Below are 24,710 nucleotides of genomic sequence, written 5' to 3' on the forward strand. Positions count from 1 at the left end.
GATCAGGATCGAATAATATGGCGGATTGGGACGGAAAATACATTAGCCCCTATGCAGAGCATGGCAAAAAAAGTGAACAAGTAAAGAAAATTACAGTGTCTATTCCTATTAAGGTGTTAGAAATTTTGACCAATGAACGCACACGCCGTCAAATTCGTAATCTTCGCCACGCCACCAATAGTGAATTATTATGCGAGGCATTTTTGCACGCTTTTACAGGGCAACCATTACCTACCGATGAAGATTTATTGAAAGAACGGCACGATGAAATCCCCGAAACAGCAAAACAAATTATGCGTGAAATGGGGATTGATCCTGACCAATGGGAATATTAATAAACCGCCCCAAAAGGGCGGTTTGTTTTTAGGCTTTTTATGGTTTACTCTTTTGGTTTAGCTAAGCGGTTTCGTTGTTACCAACATTGGAAAAATAATTTTAAAACTCACCGCACTTTGTTAAACAGCAAATCTCTTAATTTACCCCATATTGCTGGCGGTATTGTTGCATTGCGGTTAAGTGTTGCTGATAAGCGGGGTGTTTAGCGATAAAATCAATTAAGTCGTCCACATCAATGATTGAAAAGACTTGGCATTGATAATCTCGTTCTACTTCTTGAATGGCGGATAATTCCCCTTGCCCTTTTTCTTTGCGGTTTAAGGCGATAAAGACGGCGGATAATTGAGCTTGATGCTGTTGGATTAAGGTCATTACTTCACGAATTGCGGTGCCTGCGGTAATCACATCATCAACCAATAGCACTTTGCCTTGTAGTGGGCTGCCAATTAATTGCCCGCCCTCGCCATGATCTTTGATTTCTTTACGATTAAAGCAAACTGGAATATCAAGTTGATATTGTTTGGCTAAGGCAATGGCGACGGTTGTGGCAATGGGAATGCCTTTATAAGCTGGACCAAAAATAATGTCAAAATCCACCGCACTTTGTTGAATAGCTTGGGCATAAAATTCGCCGAGTTTGGCTAAATCTGCCCCGGTGTTAAACAAACCTGCATTAAAAAAATAGGGGCTTTTACGCCCTGATTTTAGGGTAAATTCGCCAAAGCGTAACACTTGGCGAGAGAGGGCAAATTCAATAAATTGTTGTTTGTAATCTTGCATTATTTTTCTTCCTTTTGTGCGAGGGCTTGGCGTTGTGCTTGGAATAGGGTTTCACAACCTTGTTTGGCTAAATCTAATAGGGTTAATAATTGTTGGTGGCTAAAAGGCTCGCCTTCGGCAGTACCTTGTACCTCAATCATTCTTCCGTCTTCCAGCATTACGACATTCATATCAGTTTCCGCAGCGGAATCTTCCACATATTCTAAATCGCAGACTTCCTCACCATTGACAATGCCTACGGAAATAGCCGCCACTAAACCTTTGATAGGATTGGTGGTTAATACGCCATCGGCGATGAGTTTATTGATGGCATCGGTTAAGGCAACACAAGCCCCTGTAATGGCTGCGGTGCGTGTACCGCCGTCTGCTTGGATCACATCGCAATCTAAGGTAATGGAACGCTCGCCAAGAGCATTTAAATCCACCATTGCTCGTAATGAGCGTGCGATCAAGCGTTGAATTTCCATAGTACGCCCACTTTGTTTTCCTTTGGCGGCTTCACGTTGCATTCTGCTGTGAGTGGAGCGAGGTAACATACCATATTCAGCGGTAACCCAACCTTGCCCTTGTCCTTTTAAAAAGCGAGGTACAGTGTCATCAACGGAGGCGGTACATAACACTTTGGTTTCGCCAAATTCCACTAACACTGAGCCTTCGGCGTGTTTGGTGTAATGGCGTGTTAATTTAATCGGACGAGATTGATGGGCTAAACGATTTTGTGGACGCATAATATTTCCTTGTTTGTTATATTATTGCTTTAATCAATACTGATTAGTGCATAAAAAGATTTGCCATATTCTAGCACGCGGTGCAATTTATGGGTAGAATGGACAATCAATTTCACTTTTCATTATAGTCGTCCCACTTTAAAATGATGCAGTGTTGGCACGTCTCGCCGTACTACTTGTACTGTCTTCGGCGTACCGCCTTGTCTCATTTTAAATTGAAACGACTATACCTTGCCAATAAAAGAGAATATTGGCTTAAACAACGCAAGGATATCAAGATGATTTATAGTATGACCGCTTTCGCTCGTTATGAGTTAAAACAGGATTGGGGAACGGCGATTTGGGAAATTCGTTCGGTTAATCAACGTTATTTAGAAACCTTTTTTCGCTTGCCTGAGCAATTTCGTGGTTTAGAAAATACCTTGCGTGAAAAATTACGTCAGCGATTAACGCGTGGTAAAGTGGAATGTAGTTTGCGTTTTGAAGCGGAACAAAAAACGCAGACGGAATTACAACTTAATACTGAGTTTGCGCAAAGTGTGATTAAATCCTTACAATGGCTAAAACAACAAGCTGGCGAGGGCGAGATTAGTCTTACGGAATTATTACGTTATCCCGGCGTGGTGGCAACCCCTGAGCAGGATTTAGATCAGATAAGCCAAGATTTGCTTATGGCATTTGATCAACTGTTAGAGGAGTTTATTGCTATGCGAGGGCGTGAGGGCGAAAAATTAGCTCAAGTGATCCAACAACGTTTAGATTTGATTGATGTTGAAGTGGCAAAAGTGCGGTCAAAAATGCCAGAAATTTTACAATGGCAACGTGAACGCTTATTACAACGCTTTGCTGATGCCCAATTACAAGCAGATCCGAGCCGATTAGAACAAGAATTAGTGTTGTTGGCACAACGTATTGACGTGGCAGAAGAATTAGATCGTTTACAAATGCACTTAAAAGAAACCCAGAATATTTTACGCAAAGGTGGGGCAGTTGGACGAAAATTGGATTTTATGATGCAAGAGCTTAATCGTGAGTCCAATACTTTAGCGTCTAAATCCATTAATGCGGAGGTAACCAATTCCGCAGTGGAATTAAAGGTATTGATTGAGCAAATGCGAGAGCAAGTGCAAAACTTAGAATAAGGAAACGCAAATGTTAATTGAGTTAAGCCATTATGTGATTATTGATATTCAAGGCGAGGACAGTCGCAAATATTTGCAAGGACAGCTCACTTGCGATATAGAAAAATTGGCGATAGGACATTCTACCCTGACTGCCCATTGTGATCCCAAGGGCAAAGTACAATCTTTGTTTCGATTAGTCGCCGTTGAGGAACAGCATTTTTATGCCATTATTGATCGCAGTTTATTGCCGAGTGCGTTAGAGGCATTGAAAAAATATGCGGTGTTTTCTAAGGTGAGTTTCCAACAGCTTGAGGCACAAATTATTGGGGTAATTGGGCAAACTTTGCAAGCGGATTATGTGATTAACCTTGCTGATCAGCGTCAAATCGCTATTAATTTATCGCCTCAAAGGCTTACCTTTGATGGGCAACTTGCTGATTGGCAAGTGGCAGATATTCAAGCTGGGTTGCCAAGTTTAACTGCACAAACGCAACTGGAATTTTTACCGCAAGCCTTAAATTTACAAGCCATTGAGCAAGCCATTTCATTTCAAAAAGGGTGTTATATTGGGCAAGAAATGGTGGCAAGAGCAAAATATCGTGGCGTGAATAAACGGGCGATGTTGAGTTTTTCTGCTCAAACTGAGGCTTGTCCTGCTATTGGTTCCGAACTGGAAATGGATTTAGGGGAAAGTTGGCGAGCCACTGGGGTTGTGATAAGTGCGGTCAATTTTGCTGGAAAATTATATTTGCAAGCGGTGTTGAGTAATCAATTAGTACTTGAAACAGGTTTTCGTTTACCGCAAGATCATAGCCCATTAACCCGATTACCTTTGCCTTATGAAATATAGTTGCCCCAATTTAAAGTGGGATGACTAGAAAAATAGAAAAACCATTGCACGCAAGCAAGGGTAATGATAAAACTAACAAATCTTTTTTATTATAGGAAGTGGTCATTATGTCAGATGTTTTTAATTTTAGTGCTGGGCCAGCAATGATGCCCAAAGCTGTATTACAACAAGCACAACAAGAATTGTTAAATTGGCAGGGACAAGGCACCTCAGTGATGGAAGTAAGCCATCGTGGTCAATATTTTATGGCATTAGCTCGCCAATCAGAGCAAGATTTACGCCAGCTCTATCAAATCCCTGATAATTATAAAATTTTGTTTTTACAAGGTGGTGCAAGAGGACAATTTGCCGCCATTCCGATGAATTTAATCGGTTGCCGTGGTAAAAATAAAGCCCTTTACCTTAATAGTGGGCATTGGTCAGCTACCGCCGCCAAAGAAGCTCGCCTTTTTGCTGAGATTGACGAAGTGAGTATTGTGGACGAGCAATTAGCCATTACTCAGTTAGATTTTCGCCAAGTGGCAGATCAATATGATTATGTGCATTATTGCCCGAATGAAACTATTAGTGGCGTGGAAATTTTTGCGATTCCTGAGGTTGGGGACGCGGTATTAGTGGCGGATATGTCCTCTAATATTCTTTCTCGTCAAATTGATATTAGCCGTTTTGGTATTATTTATGCAGGGGCACAGAAAAACCTTGGTCCAGCAGGCATTACCTTAGTGATTATTCGTGAAGATTTAATTGGCAAAGCCGCGGCAACCACACCAACTATTTGGAATTATGAGGTTCAAGCGAATGCGGATTCAATGATTAATACACCGCCTACCTTTGCTTGGTATCTTTGTTCTTTAGTGTTCAAATATATGTTGCAACAAGGTGGTTTGTCCGTTTATGAGCAACGTAATGCAGAAAAAGCCAAACGCCTTTATGATTATATTGATAACAGCAAGTTATATCGCAATGTGGTAGCAAAGGCTAACCGTTCAACCATGAATGTGACTTTTGTTACAGGTAATCCAGAATTAGACGCACAATTTGTTGCCGAAGCCACCGCCGCAGGTTTACACGCCTTAAAAGGGCATAAAGTTCTAGGCGGAATGCGAGCTTCTATTTATAACGCTATGCCAATAGAGGGTGTTGAGGCGTTAATCCGCTTTATGCAACAATTTGAACAACAACATAGTTAATGGTTAATCCAAGATGAAATTTATTAATATTGCTAACGAAGGGGTAAAACATTTATCGCCTTATCAAGCTGGGAAACCCATTGAAGAATTAGAACGTGAGTTAGGCATTGCTAATATTATTAAACTTGCTTCAAATGAAAACCCTTTTGGTTTTCCTGAGTCCGCGAAACAAGCGATCCAAGCTCAGCTAGCGGATTTAACACGTTATCCTGATTCCAATGGTTTTTATTTTAAACAAAAAGTGGCGGATAAATTTGGTTTATCGGCGGAACAAATTACTTTAGGTAATGGCTCAAATGATTTATTAGAGTTGATTTTCCAAACCTTTGTGAGCGAACGAGATGAAGTGATTTTCTCACAATATACCTTTATCGTTGCTCCTTTAGCCACGCAAGCACGCAATGCCAAAGCGGTGGTAGTGCCTGCGGTTAATTATGGGCACGATTTAAGCGGTTTCTTAACGGCGATTAGCCCTGCCACCAAATTAATTTATATTGCCAATCCCAATAACCCAACAGGGACATTTTTATCACACCAACAGATCGCCGATTTCTTGGCACAAGTGCCTGAACATATTTTGGTGGTCTTAGATGAGGCTTATACGGAATTTACTCAGCCACAAGAACGCGTAAATGCCTTTGCCTTATTGCAACAATATCCTAATTTAGTGGTGTGCCGCACCCTATCAAAAGCCTATGGCTTAGCAGGTTTACGCTTAGGTTATGCGGTGTCTTGCCCTGAAATTGCAGGCTTATTTAATCGTGTGCGTCAACCGTTTAATTGCAATAGCCTTGCTTTAGCCGCAGGTATGGCAGTATTAGATGATGAGCAATTTATTGCTCAAGTGGCAGAAAATAATCAACAAGGGTTAGCCTTATTACAGCAATTTTTTGCCGAGAAAGGGCTAAATTATGTGCCGTCAAAGGGCAATTTTGTGTTACTTGATGTAGGACAACCTGCCCTACCGATTTACCAAGCCTTATTGGAACAAGGGGTGATTGTACGCCCTGTGGCGGGTTATGGCTTGCCTCATCATTTGCGTGTAAGCATTGGCTTACCTGAAGAAAACCAACGTTTCTTAACCGCGCTAAGCAAGGTACTAGGATTATAATATGCAAGATGTTCAATCAATTACCCTCAATCCCATTGCCAAGGTGGAGGGCGTGATTAATTTACCTGGCTCAAAAAGTCTGTCTAATCGTGCGTTATTATTAGCCGCCTTAGCCAAAGGCACTACCAAAGTAACCAATTTATTGGATAGTGATGATGTACGTTATATGTTAGCGGCGTTGGCACAATTAGGGGTAACCTATCAATTATCCGCCGATAAATCAGAATGTGAAATCACTGGCTTAGGGCAGGCCTTTGATTGGCAAGATGGCTTAAGCCTATTTTTAGGCAATGCTGGAACGGCAATGCGTCCCTTAACGGCGGCATTATGCCTCGCCAATCCTTACGGTAAGCAGAATGAAATTATCTTAACGGGCGAACCTCGTATGAAAGAACGCCCAATTAAGCATTTGGTGGACGCATTACGCCAAGCGGGGGCTGAAATTGATTATTTAGAACAAGAGGGCTACCCTCCCTTAGCCATTCGCAATGTGGGATTGAAAGGGGGCAAGGTCAGCATTGATGGCTCAATTTCTTCTCAATTTTTGACCGCACTTTTAATGGCAGCTCCGATGGCAGAGCAAGATACGGAAATTGAAATTATTGGCGATTTGGTATCAAAACCTTACATTGATATTACCCTCAATATGATGGCAATTTTTGGTGTTGAGGTTATCAATCAAGACTATCGCCGTTTTAAGGTAAAAGGTCAGCAACAATACCAATCACCACAGCATTATATGGTTGAGGGCGATGCCTCTTCTGCCTCTTATTTTCTTGCCGCTGGAGCAATTAAAGGCAAGGTAAAAGTCACAGGTATTGGCAAAAATTCCATTCAAGGCGACCGTTTATTTGCTGATGTATTGGCAAAGATGGGAGCAAAAATCACTTGGGGCGAGGATTTTATCCAAGCGGAACGTGGGGAATTAATCGGCGTGGATATGGATATGAACCATATTCCTGATGCCGCTATGACCATTGCGACTACTGCTTTATTTGCTCAAGGTGAAACCGTTATTCGCAATATCTATAATTGGCGAGTAAAAGAAACGGATCGCTTGAGTGCTATGGCGACTGAGTTACGCAAAGTGGGGGCAACAGTGGAAGAAGGCGAAGATTTTATTCGTATTCAGCCTTTGCCATTAACGGATTTTCAACATGCACACATTGAAACCTACAATGACCACCGTATGGCGATGTGCTTTGCCTTGATTGCCTTATCAAATACTCCAGTGACCATTTTAGATCCAAAATGCACCGCAAAAACCTTTCCAACCTTCTTTGATGAGTTTTTGCGGATTGCACAGTCTTAATCTTTTTGCCATAGAGTAATATCGGACAACAATACAATGGCGATTTTTCTATGGCAAAACATCACAAAAAGAGCAAAAAATGTTGAAAAAACTGACCGCACTTAGTCTTGCTATGGGCTTAATGGCTTGTACAACCACCCAATCCGAGCTGAAATGGATAACTTATAAAGACATAAACGGCAATCGCCAAGCCCTTACTTTTACCCAACAGGCCAAGACAGATTTACAACAACCGCAGGGCGAAGCGTTACAACAAAAGGTTTTTGGCAATCCTACTGAATATGTGAGCTTAGGGGATATTTATCTGCTTGAAGTGGGCAGTAACCAATATATACGCATTATCCTACAACAGGGGCAACAATCTATTAATCCTTATGATAAAACCGCGTTAGCCCAGCTAGGCAAGGCAAAGCAATTTGAGGTTTACCAATTTTCTCAAGGACGTATTAGCCATAGCCGCTTTAGCGCTGAACAGGGTATTTGCCACAGTTTTCAACGGAAAAAACAAGGGGTAAGACTTGAGGCAAGCAGTAATTACTACGCCACCTCAAAGCAATTTGTAACCAGTTTAATCAGTGCCACGCTTAACCAAAAGCAAGATCCAACCCTGCTCAACTACCGCTCAGAATTTAACCTTAATGACCCTCATCTCCGTCAACAAATTGAGCAAGATGAAAAACAACAAGGCAACCAAACCGCCCTAAACTACGCTAAACAACAAGCGAGTTTATTGCGGAATGTGGTGTGTTTTTTATTAATTAAATAAGCAGTAGATAAAATGTTACTTCTACGAAATAAGTTACTAGTATTGATCGTTATATATTTTTGTGTATAATGAATTAAAGTTTGTTTCACAGGGATGCCAAATGACTACACAATATGAACTATTAAAAGATAGATTTCAGTATTTTTCTAAACACCGTTCTAAAGAAATATTTTTTGATAACGATCTTAACTCTCACATTATCTTAAATTTCAAAACAGCAGTTGAATTCTTAAAGATGCCTGAGATGTCTTCTAATAGAAAGAAACAACAATTTTCTAATTTATCCACTTGTCCTTATTCAAGTAAAGTATTAGATTTCTATAGTAATTGGTTAATGTATATGGACGGAGATATCCATAAAGAATATAGGCAATTAGCTGTAAAAGCATTATCCTTTTCATCAAAAAATTTAGACAATATAGTTATTAATAGCTTCAATAAATATATCCGTCCTTATATTACAACTAAACAAAATAATATTGAATTTGTGTCTAATGTTTTACATCCTTTTACAATCGATATTTTATCAACCATATTCGGTATCGATAGAGATATATATAATAAGATTATACTGTCATCTAAACCTATCGTATCATTTATAACCAACGGTGAAATAGGTAGTTTAAATGAAAGAAAAAAAGTATTAACTTCGTTAGAACTTACTCAGAATATTTTAGATGATTGTATAAAATCATGTAAATCAGAAAACAGTTTTATTGGATATTTGTTAGATAATAAAATTTCTATTGAAAAAATTCGTCCGCTATTAATTAATATACTAATAGATGGTTATGATCCTTTGATATCAGTTATAAATTATTATTTTTACATATTAGCTAAAAAAATTCATGTACCAAAAGATATTAGTAATGTTGGATTGTTTGATGAGTTAGTCCGTTTAGAACCATCTTTCCAATACTGTGCAAGAGTAGCAAAACAAGATGTTTACATTAATAATTATTTGATTAAAAAAGGAGAAAGGGTTACAATGTTTATATCTTCAGCTAATAGAGACCCTAGTGTTTTTATGGATCATAAACAAATAAAAATTAGAATGAAAAAAGATAAACATATATCTTTTGGAGCAGGTAAACATAGGTGTTTGGGGGCTAATATAGCCCAAAAAGTTGTTACTATGCTTATTTCATCTATGAAAGAATTGGAAACACTAGGTATCAAATTAATTGATGAAAATTGGATCAATAATGTTGGATTTAGAGCCATAAATAAATTATATATAAAAGTAGAATAATATGCCTAAAAAAATAAAAACATTTATTTTTGATATTGATGGAACAATTTCAATGTCAGGGAAAAGAGTTGATAAGACTATTTTAACTGAAATAGAAACTCTTATTGAGAAAAATAGTAATATTATTTTTGCCTCAGCAAGACCAATTAGAGATATGTTACCTATGATTAATGATAGTTTAAGTCATCATTGCCTATTTATTGGTTGTAATGGTGGTATGGCTTATCAGAACAATAATTTCTTATTTCACAATTTATTAAACAATATATATGTTGAGAAAATTATCTCTTTATTAAAGTTGAGAAATATCCCTTATGTTTTAGATGGAACTTGGAGTTTTTCTTTATCAAAACAACCTCACGATTTTCATAATTATATACAGTCTTTAAGTTGTGAAAAAGTAGATGAAGAAAAGTTAATTAATGGAGGAGTAAGTAAAATACTTGTGCTAAATGATAGCATTTTGCAAGAAATTTCTACGTTGTTTGGTGAAAACGTAAGTATACATAAACATAAGTCTGAGAATTTTTTTGATATTACACCGATTAATAATAATAAGTTTTATACAATAAATAAATTGATCAATAATACCCCCTATGTAGCTTTTGGTAATGATCAAAATGACTTTTTAATGTTAGATAATGCAGAAATATCTGTATTTGTTGGTAATAAAAGAGACTACCTTAACGCTAATTACTATGTTAATTTTGATAATATTGCTCACTTTATTAAAAAATTAGGAAGTGATCTATGATCGATATATTAGGTTATATTGGGACAACATTAGTGATTATTTCTTTCCTATGTCAATCAATAATATTATTAAGATTACTAAATATCTGTGGAGCAATGCTTATTACTATATATGCCGTAGTTAATGAAGCTTGGCCTGTTGCAATATTAGATGGACTGATTGTGGTTATTAATGTTATACAAATCATTAGATATTATTCAAAAATAAAGGTATAATTCTGATTTATTAAATATTAATTAAATGTAGATAATTAAAACTCAAATTTTTGAGTTCTTTATAGAAAAGAATTAACGATGTATTCCTTAGCTATTATAGACTATTCATCGTTATCAACAAATGAGCAAGATGAAAAACCAACAAGCGAGTTTATTGCGGAATGTGGTGTGTGGGGGAGAGATTTAAAATATCATCGTCCAGCTTTAAAATAATACTGGGGCCGTGCCCCCAGCTTATTTTAAATTGGAACGACTATCCTTTGGTTTGAGAGTATTTTTTATTGTAACCATCCCAACTGATACACAATAAAGAATAAACTAAATAACACCAAATAAATCATACCAATAATAGAAAGCCATAATAACCAGCCTCGTACTTTGTGTTTGCCTTGGAGTACCAATAATAAATTAAGTAATGCAAAAAATGGGGCTAAAACAAATGAGCCAATCATTGCAAAGGTTAGCATTGCGCCTAATGAATTATTAAGGACAAAAATCATTATTCCTGCCCCAATAAATGATAATAGTAAGGCTAAATTAATATAAATGGGTTTGCGTTGTTGTTTATTTAATAATAAACGTAAACTTTCAATATTGGTGCGTGCGTAACCGTCAGCAATGGTAAGGGTTGTGCCAAAAATACACATAAAAGCAATGACGGCAATTAATCCTTTTGACCATTCACCAATGGTGGAAGCATACATATTAATTAGTTGGGAAACGTACTGTCCTCCTCCCATTTGAATAGGAACATTTTGACCATATTGGACTAATACCCCTAAGGCTAAAAAAATAACCGCCAAAACCGCTGTGCTAATATAGCCAACATTAAAATCAAAAATGCCATCTTGATAAGAGACAGGAGTATTACGTTTTTTGGCAATTACCCACATAGAGCTCATTGCTGAGATTTCAATAGGGGCAGGCATCCAGCCCATTAAAGCCACTAAAAAAGCTAATTCAGATAATTGCCAAGGGCTTGGAGCATGATAATCTACCGTAGTGGGTGCGCCTTTAAATAAGGCAATGATGACAGCCACTATTGTGGTAAGACTGATGGTAATCATCATAAGTTTGGATAATGAATCCAATAAACGGTATTTGCCTAAGAGTAAAATCGCAAAACTCAGCAATAGCACGCTCCAAGTTAAAATGGGCATAGGAATGGGGAGGACAAACGAAACTATTGCGGCAGATAAAATCACCACTGCGGCGACACAAATTACGGTGGAAAAGACGTTTAAAATGAAAAATACCCATAAATAGAACCGCCCTTTTTCTAAATAGCCTTCCAATAGGGTTTTATTGCTATCAAGGGTGTAGTGCATTCCAAAGCGGATAAAGGGATATTTTAATAAGTTGACTACAATGACAAGTAACACAAGTTGCCAGCCATATAATGCCCCTGCTTGAGTTGAGGAGATTAAATGAGAACCGCCGACTGCGGCAGAAGCCATTAGTATTCCAGGACCTAAGGCGGATAAATTAAATTTTTTCACTTTTTGTTGATTCATGGTTTTTCCTTAGTAATGTTATTATTATGTTATGCTAAATAGCGAATATACACTACGCTATTTATTGTACTATTACAATAGTATATTTTAATAAAAATGATAAACAAGATTTCCTCGATCCCCTTGACTAATCGCACTTTCAGGCGTAACATTCGCCACGATTTAGCAATATGAGGACATACACTTTGGACAGTCACAGTCGATACCGATTTAAGTTTTTTGCCTAACTATTACCTCATTTCTCCTATTATCGGTGATAGTTATCGCTGATAATTCATTATCTAGCCACTTATCGGCATCTCTTTTAAATGTTTTACGACAACTAGTTTTACTAACTGTTTATACATTTAAAAAATAATTCAAAAATAGACCGCACTTGTTGGTTATTTTGTTTCTTTGTTCATTGCGTTGTTCAAAACTATGGGAACGATGAAAAATGATAAATGTATTCGCACTAGAAGATGCGCGCCTTAGCCGTATTGATGAAAATAGTAATGAACTTAATACCGCCATTTGGATTGATTTGCTTGAGCCTACCTCAGAAGAGCGTGACCTTATACAAGAAGGATTGGGACAAAATCTCGCTTCCTATCTTGAATTAGAAGATATTGAGGCATCTGCCCGTTTCTTTGAAGATGATGACGGTTTACACTTACACTCCTTTTTTTATTGTGAAGACGAAGATGATTATGCCGACATTGCCACCGTCGCTTTTACCTTACGAGATGGGCGTTTATTTACCCTAAGAGATCGTGAGTTACCTGCATTCCGCTTATATCGTATGCGTTCTCGCAATCAGCGTTTAATCGAATGTAATGCTTATGAATTATTATTGGATTTATTTGAAACCAAAATTGAGCAATTAGCGGACGTCATTGAAACCATTTACGCGGATTTAGAGAAATTAAGTCGTGTGATTTTAGAAGGGAAACAAGGTGAAGCCTTTGATGAAGCCCTTGCCACCTTAACAGAACAAGAAGATGCCAGTTCAAAAGTCAGACTTTGTTTAATGGATACGCAACGAGCTTTAAGTTTTTTGGTACGCAAAACACGCTTACCCGCAAGCCAGTTAGAACAAGCTCGAGAGGTTTTACGGGATATTGAATCATTACAACCCCATAATGAATCTATCTTCCAAAAAGTAAACTTCCTTATGCAAGCGGCAATGGGTTTTATCAATATTGAGCAAAACCGTATTATCAAAATCTTCTCGGTAGTTTCTGTGATTTTCCTACCGCCAACATTAGTCGCCTCTAATTATGGAATGAACTTTGCGGATATGCCAGAATTAGGCTTTCATTATGGTTACCCTATGGCATTAGGCTTAATGGGATTAGCTGCCTTTATGCCTTATTGGTATTTTAAACGTAAAGGGTGGTTGTAATAAGGTGCAATAAATAAAAAGTGGCAATCAATGCAAACTTGATTGCCACTTTTTCATTTATAAGAAAAAATTATTTCACACGTGAAACATATTCACCTGAACGTGTATCCACTCGAATGACTTCGCCAATTTGTACGAATAATGGCACTCTTACTACTGCACCTGTGCTTAATGTTGCTGGTTTACCCCCTGTGCCAGCGGTATCGCCTTTTAAGCCTGGATCGGTATCTGTTACTTCTAACTCAACGAAATTTGGTGGTGTAACGTTGATTGGTGCACCGTTCCATAATGTGATAATACATTCTGCTTGGTCTAATAACCATTTCGCTGAATCGCCAACCGCTTTTTCATCCGCTGAATATTGTTCAAAGGTTTCTGGGTGCATAAAATACCAGAAAGCATCGTCTTTATATGAATAGATAAGGTTTAAATCCATTACATCAGCAGCTTCTACTGATGTGCCTGATTTAAAGTTAACATCTAACACTTTACCAGAAATCAGTTTACGAATACGGGTGCGTGTAAAGGCTTGTCCTTTACCAGGTTTGACAAATTCGTTTTCAATGATGACGCAAGGCTCACCGTCTTGCATGAATTTTAGACCTGGTTTGAAATCAGTGGTAGTATATGTAGCCATATTTTCCTCAAATTGATTAACTTAGTTGTATATAAAAGTGTGTATTTTAACTCAAAATCCCTTAAATAGAGAAGATCAAAATTGGACAGATTATCTTGCTAGTGCAATTTCCGACCCTAAGCAATTATTAAATACGTTGCAATTACCCTTAGCCCCTTTTTTAGCGGGGATTGAAGCACGTAAACTTTTTCCTATGCGTGTGCCTTTGCCGTTTGTGGCAAAAATGAAAAAAGCTGATCCGCAAGATCCGTTATTTTTGCAGGTTATGACATTACCACAAGAATTTCTTTCCGCTGAGGGATTTAGTGAAGATCCCTTAGAAGAACAGCAATCGCCAGTCCCCAATATTTTGCATAAATACCATAATCGTTTGTTATTAATGGTCAAAGGGGGGTGTGCGGTAAATTGTCGTTATTGTTTTCGCCGCCATTTTCCCTATGCAGAAAATCAAGGAAATAAAGCAAATTGGACAAAGGCAATAGATTATATTGCTCAACATCAGGAAATCGAAGAGGTTATTTTTTCAGGCGGTGATCCTCTTATGGCGAAAGATCACGAATTAGCTTGGTTAATAAAAAAATTGGAAAACATACCGCACTTACAACGTTTGCGTATTCATACCCGTTTACCTGTGATGATCCCACAACGTATTACTCACGAATTTTGTCAATTATTGGCACAAAGTCGTTTTGCTTGTGTTCTGGTTACCCATATTAATCACGCCAATGAAATTGATCAACGCTTTAAACAAGCGATGTTACAGCTCCGCCAAGCGGGGGTAACCTTGCTCAATCAATCGGTATTATTAAGGGCGGTAAATGATGACGCTCAAATTTTAAAGCAGCTTAATGAAAAACTCTTTGATTGTACCATTTTGCCCTATTATTTACATTTATTGGACAAGGTAGCCGGCGCAAGCCATTTTTACCTTGAGGATCATAAGGCATTACAAATTTATCAAGAATTACAACGTATTAGCTCGGGATACTTGGTGCCAAAATTAGCCAGAGAAATTGCCCATAAGCCAAATAAAACCCTGTATTCTGATTAGAAAAATCAATAAAAATCCGTTAGAATGTTTGCATTTGTCATACAGCATTTATTTTATTGAGGTACATTGTGGATTCCGACAAAAACAAAGCACAGCAACAGCCAGAACAAAACCAATTAGATTTAGAATTTAATCAAATGGAGCCTATTACGCCGAAAAAAGTCGTTGAACCAACGCCGTCCTTTTTAGATAAAATAAAGGGCGTTGTGGCAGGTTTAGGACGTAAGAAGCAAGAAAAAACACGCCAAGAGCCGACTCTTACCCAAGCTACTAATGAGGGACAAGCAGACTTGGTAGAGAATGAAACTTCCCTTGATGAATCATCAGAAACCTTGCAACATCAAGAGGAAAATACGCCATTGACCGAACCTAAGCCAAAAGGGTTTGATTGGAAACACCCAGAAAATTGGGCAATTTTACAAAAATTACCGCAAAAACATCGCCGTATTGTGGCGGTATTATTTGCCTTGATTATTTTGCTTTTATTATTTTTATGGTTAAAACCAAGTTCAACCACAGTAGATTCATTTCATCAGCAAAGCCAAAATCAGTTGCCGATTGAGTTTCAACCTTTGGATCAAAGTTTAATCGTGGAAGAAAATGAGCCAGAAATAGAGATGGTGGTAACAGAGCAAGTACAATTTACTGCCCCTTCATTAATGACAACCGCAGCCAATATTGCCAGTGGGGTTGTGTTACCTAAAGCCGAAGTGAATCACGTCGTGGCGGAGGAAGTGGCACCACAAGCCAAAACGGTGACATCGCCAGTCCGTCAAACTGAAAGCGTGAAAACTGCCCCAAGTCAAGAACAAAAACCTGCCACAAAAGTGGTACAAAATACAGCGAAAAGCACACCTCGTCCAGCGACAAATCGTCCTGCGGAAAGCAAACAAAGTGCTAATAAACCTGCGCCAGTGGTAGAAGCGAGTCGAGCCAAAGCAAGTAGTCGCTCAACAGGCACAAATAAAACCCTTACCATTAGCAAAGGCGTTTCCTTAATGCAGGTATTTCGTGATAATAACTTGAATATTGCGGATGTGAATGCTATGACCCGAGCGAATGGAGCTGGCAATGTGTTAAGCAGTTTTAAACCCGGCGATAAAGTTCAGGTTTCTGTGCAATCTAATGGACGCGTTGGCGAATTACGTTTACAAGATGGCTCACGTTTTATTCGCCAAGCAGATGGTAGCTATATTTATCGTAAATAATGGCTCTCAAGCTAAACAGGAGAAATCCTGTTTAGCTTTTTATTTATTTTGATGATAAGGAAGCTAATATGACAATCCCAATGCTTGGCATTACAGGGTATAGTGGCAGCGGCAAAACCACATTACTGGAAAAATTATTACCTCAATTACAAGCAAAAGGCATTAAGGTTGCGGTAATTAAGCATACTCATCACAATGTTGAATTAGATAATCCACGTAAAGATAGCGGACGTATGACACAAGCGGGAGCAAGCCAAGTGATTATGGCTTGCGAACAACGTTGGGCATTAATGACCGAAACCAAGCAACAATCCCTTGATTTAACTTATCTTGCTCATCAATTTGATCCCCATTTAACCGATTTAATTTTAGTGGAAGGTTTTAAGCAAGAACCCATTGCCAAAATTCTATTGCATCGCCACAATATGGCTAAGCCTTTACCCGACCTTGATCCTTATGTTATTGCATTAGCCACAGATTACCCCGTAAAAAGCGAAAAAGTGCGGTTAGATTTGAATAATATTTTGCTAATAACCGAATTTATTTGGCAATGGTTTACGATGATAAAGAATAAATCGTTATAATTCATATAATTTTAATCTTTCAAGCTCGCACAATTTTAGGATATCTTTAACTCTGAATTCATCCGTCAGCATAGGAGAAACCCATGAAATTAATTACCAAGTTTTCATTAACCGCATTGGCTTTATCAGTTACCACTTTGGCACAGGCTGAAACCACCTTTGTAAATTGTACAAGCCGTTCACCAACAGGATTTAGCCCAGCATTAGTGATGGACGGTATTTCTTATAACGCCAGTTCTCAACAAGTTTATAACCGCCTCGTTGAATTCAAACCCGGCACCACTTCCATAGAACCTGGGCTGGCAGAAAGTTGGGAAGTCAGTGATGACGGATTAACTTATACCTTTCACTTACGTCAAGGGGTAAAATTTCACAGTAATAAAGTCTTTAAACCAAGCCGTGATTTTAATGCCGATGATGTAATCTTTTCATTTCAGCGTCAATTAGATCCAAATCACCCTTACCACAAGGTATCAAATGGGACTTACCCATATTTTAACGCAATGAAATTTCCTACCTTATTAAAATCGGTAGAAAAAGTTGATGATCAAACGGTACGCATTACCTTAAACACGCCTGATGCCACATTCTTATCAAGCCTTGGTATGGATTTTATTTCCATTTATTCCGCCGAATATGCCGATAAAATGTTAAAAGCAGGCACACCAACTAATATTGACTCCCAACCCATTGGAACAGGCCCTTTTGTTTTTGCGGGCTATCAAGTGGATCAAGCCATTCGTTTCTTGGCGAATAAAGATTATTGGAAAGGCAAAGCGGATATTGATCGCTTAATCTTTAGCATTACTCCCGATGCCACCGCTCGTTATGCCAAAGTGCAAAGTGGGGCTTGCGATATGATGGATTTCCCAAATACCTCTGATATTGCAAGAATGAAACAAGATCCGAAAATTCAGCTATTAGCTCAAGAAGGCTTAAATGTCGCCTATGTTGCGTTAAATACCGAGAAAAAACCGCTTAATGAGGTAAAAGTACGCCAAGCGTTAAATTATGCCACCGATAAAAAAGCCATTATTGACGCAGTTTATCAAGGCGCAGGCATTGCAGCGAAAACCCCATTACCACCAACCATTTGGGGATATGATGAACAGATCGAAGATTACCCTTATGATCCTGCGAAAGCCAAACAACTTCTTGCCGAAGCAGGGTATCCAGATGGCTTTGAAGTGGAATTATGGGTACAACCTGTAGTGCGTAACTCTAACCCAAATCCACGCCGAATGAGCGAAATGTTACAAGCAGACTGGGAAAAAATTGGGGTTAAAGCCAAACTTGTCAGCTATGAATGGGGCGATTATATTAAACGCTCTAAAGCAGGAGAACTTGAGGCAGGCACTTATGGCTGGTCAGGGGATAACGGCGATCCTGATAATTTCCTCTCGCCATTATTAGCTTGTTCCAACGTAGGCAACAGCAATTACGCACGTTGGTGTAATAAAGATTATGATGCACTATTAAATCAAGCAATCCGTTTAACAGATCAAAATGAACGTGCAGAATTATATCGCCAAGCTCAACAAATTATTAAACAACAAGCCCCTTGGGTCACCATTGCTCATTCGATAACCTATATTCCAATGAGCCAACGCGTACGCAATTATAAGCATAGCCCATTTGGTTATACCGCATTTTATGGGGTGAGTGTTGAATAAAAATTCTCTCCATTAATCTTGTTTTAAATAAGTGTCGGCACACCTTACTTTTTATATTGTCTTGGTGTGCCGCTTTGTTTGATTTTATGACTATATTCTGCCCCCAAGTTGGTAACAGCATATCAGGGGGCATTATTGTGGCAGGGGTGGAATTGACTAAAATAATTTTATAGCTTTTCTCACGCAAAGCCCAATAGTGATTGTTTCTGCAACGATAATTAAGATCGGTTTTTTGGGATACTATTACTGAAGTTATTTAATATCTTTTAAATCGTCAATCGCATCTAATGGGTCATAATCAATATTTGCTAATTTTTTATTCAATAAATCAATTAAACTAAAAATACTGACTTCTTTAATACGAATATCAGTTATGCCTCGATGCGTTTGAAATAACTCTGTTTTATCTTTGGTAATGACCCAAATTTGTTTATTGGAATTACTATTTAAACCAATTCTTTCTTTGTTAATGGTAATAGATTGCTGCTGTATTTGATTAATATAATTTGAAATTTGATTTTCTTTGTATTCTTTAAAATTTTTAGATAAAGTGCAATCGTAAATCACTTCTAAATTTTTATACTTAAATAAGCCATCAAACAACCCTGCTTGCTTATCACGTGGGCTAGTATAGACCTCGGGAACAAGCATTTTCAAAACAGTGTGTGCATAATCCTCAAAGACAAAAGGATCATTAATGTTTTGCGCATTATGTTTCATCACTTGAATAATAGAATAAATAATGCTGGAAAAGTTATCTTCCGCCATTTCATTTGTTTGAGAAACACTCTTTTCTTCATTTGATTCAATCAGTTGAATTTTATTAGCAAACGAACCATGTTGTTCAAATTGAACGACCATACCAATTTTTAAGTCATCATATTGAATATTACATAATTCTTTTTCAACAAAGAATAAATCTTTTTCATCAGCTTCACTAAGCTTACAAATAAAACCATTGCGCTTTTCTGGATTTAAATATTTAATTTGAGATTGAACAAGTTTTTTTGTCTGATTAACTTCAGGTAATGTTACCTTATTGGCAAAATGACCATGTATCTCAAATTGCACTTCCATTCCTTCAGTCAAATCGTCAAATTTCAGATTAATTAATTCTTTTTCAACAAACAAAAAATCCTTTTCATCAGTTGCGTGAATTTTATGAATAAAACCACTACGTTTTTCAGGGTTTAAATATTTGATTGTGGAAATTTCCGTCATTGGTTTACTCCAAATACATAAAATAGTAAACATAGATTTATTTACAAATTAGATTTTAGCTCTAGTTGATTAAAATAACAATGATATAGTGTTAACAACACTCTTATGTATATTGTATTAATATGTTATTTACTGTTAATTAGAGTGGCCTCAATTTAAATAGCAATAAATTGATAAAATAAGCCTGAAACCCCTGTTTCCATATACATAAGGCTTTTAGTATATCTTGCCTTTTTGTTTTACTTATTACTTATTGCTTTTTCGTATATTAACAAAACTGTTACTATATGATTATTATCATATTTTTCAGATTGGGAATACAGGCTACTCAATATCCTATAAAAATATTCCCAAAACCCACCGCCCTTTTACGCCAATAAATTATCGCGCAATTTACATATCGCTTTTTGCAGTACGCGGATTTCTTCAAGGCTTAGGTCAAATTTTTGAATAATGTTCATACAAATCAAACTTTGCTCGCATTTTTGTTGCCCTTGCTCGGTTAAATTTAGCACCACTTGGCGTTCGTCTGTTTTGGCGCGTTGTCGCTGGATTAAGCCTTGTTGTTCCAAGCCTTTTAACAGGGGGGTTAATGTGTTGGAGGCAAGAAAGACTTTTTGCCCTAATTGGTTGACGGTTTGATTTTCGCTTTCGCTTAAGGCGAGTAGCACAATCCATTGGGTATAGGTTAATCCCAGTTCATTGAGGTAGGGTTTATAGGCTTTGCCAAAGGCGAGGTTGGCGGTATAGACGGCAAAACAGAGAAAGTTCTGTAATGGGGGGAGTGATGTGTGCTGGTTAAGTGGTTGTTTTTCTGTCATTTTTGTCCTCTTTGTTTGAAATAAAAAATCGTATGCGATTTTTTTTTGAAAAACCGATTGACAAGGCGATAAGCCTTATCTATAATTTGCATTAATTTAAATCGCATGCGATATAATCATTAGCGATTTAGTTAATTATAGGGTAAAGTGAGGGTATTGACCATCACATTTTTCAATAATAGGAGCAAAATATGAAAATTTTTTATCAAACTCAAGCCACTGCGACGGGTGGACGTACAGGTAAAACGGCGTTAGACGATGGTTCTTTGGCTTTTGATTTGGCGTTGCCTAATGGCGAGCAACAAGGCACAAATCCTGAACAGTTATTTGCGATGGGGTATGCCGCTTGTTTTGATAGCGCGTTAAATTTAGTGGCGCAACAGATGAAATTGCCGTTAAGCGAAAGTCATACTTCTGTACAAATTGGGATTGGGCAAGTGTTAGGCGGAGCATATCGTTTGAGCGCCAAAATCAGCGTGAAAACGCAAGGGTTAAGCCAAGCGCAAGCGGAAAGTTTGGTGGAAAAAGCTCATCAAGTTTGCCCGTATTCTAATGCGGTGCGTGGCAATATTGAGGTGGAATTGGTTACGATAGCGGCGTAAGTGCGGTCTGTTTTTACGATATTTTTGCGAGGGAAAGGGAAATGATTACTTTGTATTTGTTAAAGCAATCTCGCGCGCAACGGATTGGTTGGGCGTTGGAAGAGTTGCAATTGGATTATCACATTGAAATTTTTGAACGTGATGCGGTAACCCATCTTGCGCCAAGCTGCCTGAAAACGGTGCATCCGTTGGGGAAATCGCCGATTTTAACGGACGGCAATTTCACTTTGGCGGAAAGTGGCGCGATTTTACAGTATTTGGTTGAACAATATGGTAAGGGGCGTTTACAACCTTCACCACAAAGTGCGGATTATTATGCGTATTTGCAATGGTTGCATTATGCGGAGGGGTCAATAATGCCTGCGTTAATGTTGTCTATAATGGTCAATCGCATTGAAGATTGCGCCAGTAAACAGGCGCTTAAAGCGGTTTATGTGGATGCGCAGGTGCCGTTGCATTTGGGGTATGTGGAGCGGGCGCTTGAGCAACGGCAATGGTTGGTCAACGATCGGCTTTCTATGGCGGATATGGCGATGAGTTTTCCTTTGCAAGTGGCGATGTGTCGTCCTGAATTGGCAAGGATTTATCCGAATATCGCACGATATGTTCAACAGATTTATCAACACCCAAGTTTTATTAAAGCTGAGCAACGCTTGGGAAAACTCGCTTTAGACAGTTTAAACATTTAAAAGGAAAAAATAATGAAAGCAGCAATTTTTCAACAATTTGGCGAACCTGAACAGGTTATGCAATTTAGTGAACAGCAAGATATGCCCAAAGCAAAAGCGGGCGAGGTGTTGGTTAAAATGCGGTTGTCGCCCATTCATAATCACGATTTATGGACCATTCGTGGCACTTACGGCTATAAGCCTGAACTTCCTGCCGTGGCAGGCAGCGAGGCGGTGGGCGTGATTGAAGCCTTAGGCGAAGGGGTAAGCCATTTGCAAGTGGGGCAACGTATCAGTGTTGCCAGCGCCAAAGGGGCGTGGGCGGAATATTTTACCATACCAGCCAATCAAGCGGTGCCTGTGCCTGATGAATTAAGTGATGAAATGGCGGCGCAATTAATCGCTATGCCGTTTAGTTGTTTGACGTTATTGGAATTTATTGGTGCAAAAGCGGGCGATTGGCTTGCCTTAAACGCGGCAAGCGGTGCGGTAGGCAAAATGACCGCTTTGTTAGCTAAAGCGCGTGGTATCAACGTCATTAATTTGGTTCGCCGTCAAAGCGCTATTGCAGAACTGAATGCCTTAGGCATTGACCATGTGGTGAGCACAGATAGCGCCGATTGGCAGCAACAAGTGCGCGCGATAGTGGGCGAACAAGGCATTATGGCGGCGGTGGATTCTATTGGCGGCAAAGCCAGCTTGGAATTAAGTCAATTATTGGCGCAAGGCGGCAGTTTGATTTCTTTTGGCACCATGGGCGGCGAGCCAATGCAAATTCCAACAGGCGATTTGATTTTCAAACAAATTCACGTCAAAGGCTTTTGGGGCGCTTTAGTGAGCCAACAAATGCCTGCTGAGCAACGTAAACAGTTAATGCAAGAGTTAATTGGCTACGCCATCGGCGGCAAAATCCCAATGCCTGTAGAGGGAATTTATCCCCTAAGCGAAATTAAACAAGCCTGCCAAGCGAGTTTAGCGCAAGGGAAGAAGGGGAAGGTGTTGCTTAGAGGATAAAAGTGCGGTGTATTTTTCAAAAGTTTTATCCTTAGATTATTAACTTATAGTTATAACTGTTTTATCAAAAGGACTATTTTTTGATAAGGATAAAATCATTATCATAAGCACCAGTTACCCGTTAAGGGAATTATTAAAATCTCATTTAAAGGTATTTTATTTTGAGATTTATTAGTCATGTTAAATTTTTATTTAGAAAAAAGGAAAGCAAAATGAAACGTAATTTAATCAAAACAATGTTAGTATTAACCTTAGGTTTTTCCGCATTAAATGCTATGGCAGATGATAAAACCAGTATTGAAATTGAACGTGCAATTAGTCAATTACCTGCTAGCCCAGCGACTCAACCGACTGAACGTTATACCGCAGTGAGAAAATTACTTGATCAAAAATTAGATCAGTTATCCCAAACATCGGATAAAGCACAATTTGACCAGTTATTACAACAAAGTCGTGATCTTGCGCAACAAGCAAAATTGTACAGCAACGATTTATTAGTGGATATGGGCGATAGTAGCGATAATCGCCGTTTAGAAGATGATGTGTTTTATAAACAATATCGTTTAAGTCGGGTGATTAAATCTTTAGACCAGATTGAGCAAGCAAGCCAAAATAACCAATTTGCTCAAGCACAACAACTGGCGAAAACATTATGCTAAACCATTGTTGATTAAAGCAAGATAAATAAGCATTACCATAAGGTAATGCTTATTTTATGGCGTAATAATTAATATTGTCGTCCAGCTTTAAATTGAAATAACTATAAAATTACATATTTTTAGCTAATTGTTATAAAGTGTAAAAGCTCTCATTTATTAACTCACTTAATAAGTTTAAATATTATTTCGTTCTCAACCTATTCCAATATTTTTCATAAATATCAATGGCTTCACCCACATCAGACTGTAAAATACCTTTTTTTATTTCTTGTTCTGGTGGGAATAAAATAGGATTATTGGCATCTTCTTCACTAAGCAGGGCTTTAACGCCTTCATTTGGCATAGAAAATCCCATTGTATCAATAACAACTTTGGCATTCTCTGGGCGTAACATAAAGTCAATAAATTGATATGCTTGCTCAACATTTTTGGCATTTGCTGGAATTGCATAATTATCCATCCAGAAAATCGCTCCCTCTTTAGGATAAATAAATTGGAAATTTGGGTTTTCTTTTGTGGCTCGAAATGCCGATCCATTCCAGACCATACCAAAATCGACTTCGCCTTGTAAATAAGGTACTTCTGGGGAATCTGAGTTAAAGGCTAATACATTAGGAATAAGGTTTTTTAATCGTTCATAAGCGGATTTTATTTCTTGTTCATTGGTGGTATTTGGCGAATAGCCTTCGAGTAATAAAGCGAAATGAAAAACTTCGCGAGAATCGTTAGTTAATAACAATCGTCCTTTATATTCAGGTTTCCATAAATCAGCCCAGCTGGTAATACGGGTTGGATCGACAACAGCACTGTTTACGCCTAATCCAGTTAAACCATAAATATAGGGCAAGGAATACTGATTATTGGGATCAAAATCTTTGTTGAGCAAACTTGGGGTAATGTATTTGATATGATGTAATTTATTGTGATCTATTTTTTGTAACATACCTTCTTTTGCCATTTTCCCGACATAATAGCTTGAAGGAAAGACAAGATCATAGCTTCCACCTGTAAGTTTAAGTTTTGAATACATTTCTTCATTACTTTCAAAGGTGGAATAAATAACTTCAATGCCTGTTTCACGGGTAAATTGATTTAATAAAGTGGTGGGAATATATTCTGTCCAGTTATAGACGTAGAGTTTTTGATTGGCAAAGCTAGTAAAGCTCAATAATGTTAACATAAGAATAGATAAGGTTTTAACAATTCTGGTGAGTAATGCTTTCAATTTTCAAGTCCTCCTAAGCTCTAAATCTTAA

General features: G+C 38.0%; 26 protein-coding genes. 19 read left to right on the plus strand and 7 right to left on the minus strand.

Annotation, left to right across the window (positions count from 1 at the left end; genetic code table 11):
* The first annotated feature begins 17 nt into the window (after window positions 1-17).
* Window positions 18-335, plus strand: a complete 318-nt coding sequence (metJ, locus tag EV694_RS10000) for a met regulon transcriptional regulator MetJ (RefSeq protein ID WP_132692095.1) — start codon at window positions 18-20, stop codon at window positions 333-335.
* A gap of 136 nt (window positions 336-471) precedes the next feature.
* On the opposite strand, the gene pyrE is transcribed toward metJ, so the two are convergent.
* Complete coding sequence (pyrE, locus tag EV694_RS10005) at window positions 472-1,116, minus strand: orotate phosphoribosyltransferase (RefSeq protein WP_132692097.1); 645 nt, start codon at window positions 1,114-1,116, stop codon at window positions 472-474.
* Window positions 1,116-1,844, minus strand: coding sequence for a ribonuclease PH (gene rph / locus EV694_RS10010; RefSeq protein ID WP_132692099.1), 729 nt, complete (start codon window positions 1,842-1,844; stop codon window positions 1,116-1,118). Before rph ends, pyrE begins: the two co-directional genes overlap by 1 nt.
* Before the next feature lie 278 nt (window positions 1,845-2,122).
* Here rph and EV694_RS10015 point away from each other — a divergent pair, with 278 nt between their 5' ends.
* The 9 genes from EV694_RS10015 (at window position 2,123) to EV694_RS10055 (ending at window position 10,418) form a co-directional block, all read left to right on the plus strand.
* Window positions 2,123-2,986 (plus strand): YicC/YloC family endoribonuclease, encoded by an 864-nt coding sequence (locus EV694_RS10015; RefSeq protein ID WP_132692101.1) that lies wholly within the window; start codon window positions 2,123-2,125, stop codon window positions 2,984-2,986.
* Window positions 2,987-2,996: 10 nt separating this feature from the next.
* Window positions 2,997-3,818 carry a CAF17-like 4Fe-4S cluster assembly/insertion protein YgfZ gene (ygfZ, locus tag EV694_RS10020; protein ID WP_132692103.1) on the plus strand — a complete coding sequence of 274 codons (822 nt, stop codon included), beginning with the start codon at window positions 2,997-2,999 and terminating at the stop codon, window positions 3,816-3,818.
* Between the two features lie 107 nt (window positions 3,819-3,925).
* Window positions 3,926-5,008 carry a 3-phosphoserine/phosphohydroxythreonine transaminase gene (gene serC / locus EV694_RS10025; RefSeq protein WP_132692105.1) on the plus strand — a complete coding sequence of 361 codons (1,083 nt, stop codon included), beginning with the start codon at window positions 3,926-3,928 and terminating at the stop codon, window positions 5,006-5,008.
* A 13-nt stretch (window positions 5,009-5,021) separates the two neighbouring features.
* Entirely contained in the window at window positions 5,022-6,119 is a 1,098-nt protein-coding gene (hisC, locus tag EV694_RS10030; RefSeq protein WP_132692107.1) for a histidinol-phosphate transaminase, read from the plus strand.
* Window position 6,120: 1 nt separating this feature from the next.
* Window positions 6,121-7,431, plus strand: a complete 1,311-nt coding sequence (aroA, locus tag EV694_RS10035; protein ID WP_132692109.1) for a 3-phosphoshikimate 1-carboxyvinyltransferase — start codon at window positions 6,121-6,123, stop codon at window positions 7,429-7,431.
* 79 nt (window positions 7,432-7,510) lie between these two features.
* On the plus strand, window positions 7,511-8,197 hold the full coding sequence (locus EV694_RS10040) for a DUF8095 domain-containing protein (RefSeq protein ID WP_132692111.1): 687 nt from the start codon (window positions 7,511-7,513) through the stop codon (window positions 8,195-8,197).
* Between the two features lie 100 nt (window positions 8,198-8,297).
* Window positions 8,298-9,449 (plus strand): cytochrome P450, encoded by a 1,152-nt coding sequence (locus EV694_RS10045; protein ID WP_132692113.1) that lies wholly within the window; start codon window positions 8,298-8,300, stop codon window positions 9,447-9,449.
* 1 nt (window position 9,450) lies between these two features.
* On the plus strand, window positions 9,451-10,203 hold the full coding sequence (locus EV694_RS10050; protein ID WP_132692115.1) for an HAD-IIB family hydrolase: 753 nt from the start codon (window positions 9,451-9,453) through the stop codon (window positions 10,201-10,203).
* Window positions 10,200-10,418 (plus strand): CBU_0592 family membrane protein, encoded by a 219-nt coding sequence (locus EV694_RS10055; RefSeq protein WP_132692117.1) that lies wholly within the window; start codon window positions 10,200-10,202, stop codon window positions 10,416-10,418. Before EV694_RS10050 ends, EV694_RS10055 begins: the two co-directional genes overlap by 4 nt.
* 278 nt (window positions 10,419-10,696) lie before the next feature.
* Here the strand turns inward: EV694_RS10055 and EV694_RS10060 are convergent, their stop codons facing one another.
* The gene (locus EV694_RS10060; protein ID WP_132692119.1) at window positions 10,697-11,932 is read right to left on the minus strand and encodes an NRAMP family divalent metal transporter; all 1,236 of its coding nucleotides are present in this window, start codon (window positions 11,930-11,932) and stop codon (window positions 10,697-10,699) included.
* A 436-nt stretch (window positions 11,933-12,368) separates the two neighbouring features.
* On the opposite strand from EV694_RS10060, the gene corA reads away from it, so the two are divergent.
* Window positions 12,369-13,316 carry a magnesium/cobalt transporter CorA gene (corA, locus tag EV694_RS10065; RefSeq protein ID WP_132692121.1) on the plus strand — a complete coding sequence of 316 codons (948 nt, stop codon included), beginning with the start codon at window positions 12,369-12,371 and terminating at the stop codon, window positions 13,314-13,316.
* Between the two features lie 70 nt (window positions 13,317-13,386).
* Here the strand turns inward: corA and efp are convergent, their stop codons facing one another.
* Entirely contained in the window at window positions 13,387-13,953 is a 567-nt protein-coding gene (gene efp / locus EV694_RS10070) for an elongation factor P (RefSeq protein ID WP_132692123.1), read from the minus strand.
* 25 nt (window positions 13,954-13,978) lie between these two features.
* Here efp and epmB point away from each other — a divergent pair, with 25 nt between their 5' ends.
* The 4 genes from epmB to EV694_RS10090 all read left to right on the plus strand — a co-directional run bounded on the left by epmB (window position 13,979) and on the right by EV694_RS10090 (window position 18,469).
* Window positions 13,979-15,004 (plus strand): EF-P beta-lysylation protein EpmB, encoded by a 1,026-nt coding sequence (epmB, locus tag EV694_RS10075; RefSeq protein WP_424580064.1) that lies wholly within the window; start codon window positions 13,979-13,981, stop codon window positions 15,002-15,004.
* A 68-nt stretch (window positions 15,005-15,072) separates the two neighbouring features.
* Window positions 15,073-16,212 carry a LysM-like peptidoglycan-binding domain-containing protein gene (locus EV694_RS10080; RefSeq protein ID WP_132692127.1) on the plus strand — a complete coding sequence of 380 codons (1,140 nt, stop codon included), beginning with the start codon at window positions 15,073-15,075 and terminating at the stop codon, window positions 16,210-16,212.
* Window positions 16,213-16,280: 68 nt separating this feature from the next.
* Window positions 16,281-16,796, plus strand: a complete 516-nt coding sequence (mobB, locus tag EV694_RS10085; protein ID WP_132692129.1) for a molybdopterin-guanine dinucleotide biosynthesis protein B — start codon at window positions 16,281-16,283, stop codon at window positions 16,794-16,796.
* 83 nt (window positions 16,797-16,879) lie between these two features.
* On the plus strand, window positions 16,880-18,469 hold the full coding sequence (locus EV694_RS10090; protein ID WP_132692131.1) for an ABC transporter substrate-binding protein: 1,590 nt from the start codon (window positions 16,880-16,882) through the stop codon (window positions 18,467-18,469).
* A 252-nt stretch (window positions 18,470-18,721) separates the two neighbouring features.
* Here EV694_RS10090 and EV694_RS10095 read toward each other — a convergent pair whose 3' ends face one another.
* Both EV694_RS10095 and EV694_RS10100 read right to left on the minus strand, forming a co-directional pair.
* Window positions 18,722-19,690, minus strand: coding sequence for a cold-shock protein (locus EV694_RS10095; RefSeq protein ID WP_132692133.1), 969 nt, complete (start codon window positions 19,688-19,690; stop codon window positions 18,722-18,724).
* A 368-nt stretch (window positions 19,691-20,058) separates the two neighbouring features.
* Window positions 20,059-20,511: a MarR family winged helix-turn-helix transcriptional regulator gene (locus tag EV694_RS10100; RefSeq protein WP_132692135.1), complete on the minus strand. Its 453-nt coding sequence runs from the start codon at window positions 20,509-20,511 to the stop codon at window positions 20,059-20,061.
* A gap of 191 nt (window positions 20,512-20,702) precedes the next feature.
* Between EV694_RS10100 and EV694_RS10105 the strand changes: the two genes are divergently transcribed.
* The 4 genes from EV694_RS10105 to EV694_RS10120 all read left to right on the plus strand — a co-directional run bounded on the left by EV694_RS10105 (window position 20,703) and on the right by EV694_RS10120 (window position 23,454).
* The gene (locus EV694_RS10105; protein ID WP_132692137.1) at window positions 20,703-21,113 is read left to right on the plus strand and encodes an organic hydroperoxide resistance protein; all 411 of its coding nucleotides are present in this window, start codon (window positions 20,703-20,705) and stop codon (window positions 21,111-21,113) included.
* Between the two features lie 41 nt (window positions 21,114-21,154).
* The gene (locus tag EV694_RS10110) at window positions 21,155-21,802 is read left to right on the plus strand and encodes a glutathione S-transferase family protein (RefSeq protein ID WP_132692139.1); all 648 of its coding nucleotides are present in this window, start codon (window positions 21,155-21,157) and stop codon (window positions 21,800-21,802) included.
* Window positions 21,803-21,814: 12 nt separating this feature from the next.
* Window positions 21,815-22,795, plus strand: coding sequence for a zinc-binding dehydrogenase (locus EV694_RS10115; protein ID WP_132692141.1), 981 nt, complete (start codon window positions 21,815-21,817; stop codon window positions 22,793-22,795).
* Between the two features lie 212 nt (window positions 22,796-23,007).
* Window positions 23,008-23,454, plus strand: a complete 447-nt coding sequence (locus tag EV694_RS10120; RefSeq protein ID WP_132692143.1) for a hypothetical protein — start codon at window positions 23,008-23,010, stop codon at window positions 23,452-23,454.
* 181 nt (window positions 23,455-23,635) lie between these two features.
* Here EV694_RS10120 and EV694_RS10125 read toward each other — a convergent pair whose 3' ends face one another.
* Window positions 23,636-24,634, minus strand: a complete 999-nt coding sequence (locus EV694_RS10125) for an extracellular solute-binding protein (protein WP_132692175.1) — start codon at window positions 24,632-24,634, stop codon at window positions 23,636-23,638.
* Between the last annotated feature and the right edge of the window lie 76 nt (window positions 24,635-24,710).

The organism is Volucribacter psittacicida (genome assembly GCF_004339025.1).
In the GTDB taxonomy this organism is placed as follows: Bacteria; Pseudomonadota; Gammaproteobacteria; order Enterobacterales; family Pasteurellaceae; genus Volucribacter; species Volucribacter psittacicida.

Bases quoted from the DNA above. Each gene is read 5' to 3' on its own strand.
- metJ (WP_132692095.1), top strand. From the start codon at position 18: ATGGCGGATTGGGACGGAAAATACATTAGCCCCTATGCAGAGCATGGC.
- pyrE (WP_132692097.1), bottom strand. From the start codon at position 1,116: ATGCAAGATTACAAACAACAATTTATTGAATTTGCCCTCTCTCGCCAA.
- rph (WP_132692099.1), bottom strand. From the start codon at position 1,844: ATGCGTCCACAAAATCGTTTAGCCCATCAATCTCGTCCGATTAAATTA.
- EV694_RS10015 (WP_132692101.1), top strand. From the start codon at position 2,123: ATGATTTATAGTATGACCGCTTTCGCTCGTTATGAGTTAAAACAGGAT.
- ygfZ (WP_132692103.1), top strand. From the start codon at position 2,997: ATGTTAATTGAGTTAAGCCATTATGTGATTATTGATATTCAAGGCGAG.
- serC (WP_132692105.1), top strand. From the start codon at position 3,926: ATGTCAGATGTTTTTAATTTTAGTGCTGGGCCAGCAATGATGCCCAAA.
- hisC (WP_132692107.1), top strand. From the start codon at position 5,022: ATGAAATTTATTAATATTGCTAACGAAGGGGTAAAACATTTATCGCCT.
- aroA (WP_132692109.1), top strand. From the start codon at position 6,121: ATGCAAGATGTTCAATCAATTACCCTCAATCCCATTGCCAAGGTGGAG.
- EV694_RS10040 (WP_132692111.1), top strand. From the start codon at position 7,511: ATGTTGAAAAAACTGACCGCACTTAGTCTTGCTATGGGCTTAATGGCT.
- EV694_RS10045 (WP_132692113.1), top strand. From the start codon at position 8,298: ATGACTACACAATATGAACTATTAAAAGATAGATTTCAGTATTTTTCT.
- EV694_RS10050 (WP_132692115.1), top strand. From the start codon at position 9,451: ATGCCTAAAAAAATAAAAACATTTATTTTTGATATTGATGGAACAATT.
- EV694_RS10055 (WP_132692117.1), top strand. From the start codon at position 10,200: ATGATCGATATATTAGGTTATATTGGGACAACATTAGTGATTATTTCT.
- EV694_RS10060 (WP_132692119.1), bottom strand. From the start codon at position 11,932: ATGAATCAACAAAAAGTGAAAAAATTTAATTTATCCGCCTTAGGTCCT.
- corA (WP_132692121.1), top strand. From the start codon at position 12,369: ATGATAAATGTATTCGCACTAGAAGATGCGCGCCTTAGCCGTATTGAT.
- efp (WP_132692123.1), bottom strand. From the start codon at position 13,953: ATGGCTACATATACTACCACTGATTTCAAACCAGGTCTAAAATTCATG.
- mobB (WP_132692129.1), top strand. From the start codon at position 16,281: ATGACAATCCCAATGCTTGGCATTACAGGGTATAGTGGCAGCGGCAAA.
- EV694_RS10090 (WP_132692131.1), top strand. From the start codon at position 16,880: ATGAAATTAATTACCAAGTTTTCATTAACCGCATTGGCTTTATCAGTT.
- EV694_RS10095 (WP_132692133.1), bottom strand. From the start codon at position 19,690: ATGACGGAAATTTCCACAATCAAATATTTAAACCCTGAAAAACGTAGT.
- EV694_RS10100 (WP_132692135.1), bottom strand. From the start codon at position 20,511: ATGACAGAAAAACAACCACTTAACCAGCACACATCACTCCCCCCATTA.
- EV694_RS10105 (WP_132692137.1), top strand. From the start codon at position 20,703: ATGAAAATTTTTTATCAAACTCAAGCCACTGCGACGGGTGGACGTACA.
- EV694_RS10110 (WP_132692139.1), top strand. From the start codon at position 21,155: ATGATTACTTTGTATTTGTTAAAGCAATCTCGCGCGCAACGGATTGGT.
- EV694_RS10115 (WP_132692141.1), top strand. From the start codon at position 21,815: ATGAAAGCAGCAATTTTTCAACAATTTGGCGAACCTGAACAGGTTATG.
- EV694_RS10120 (WP_132692143.1), top strand. From the start codon at position 23,008: ATGAAACGTAATTTAATCAAAACAATGTTAGTATTAACCTTAGGTTTT.
- EV694_RS10125 (WP_132692175.1), bottom strand. From the start codon at position 24,634: ATGTTAACATTATTGAGCTTTACTAGCTTTGCCAATCAAAAACTCTAC.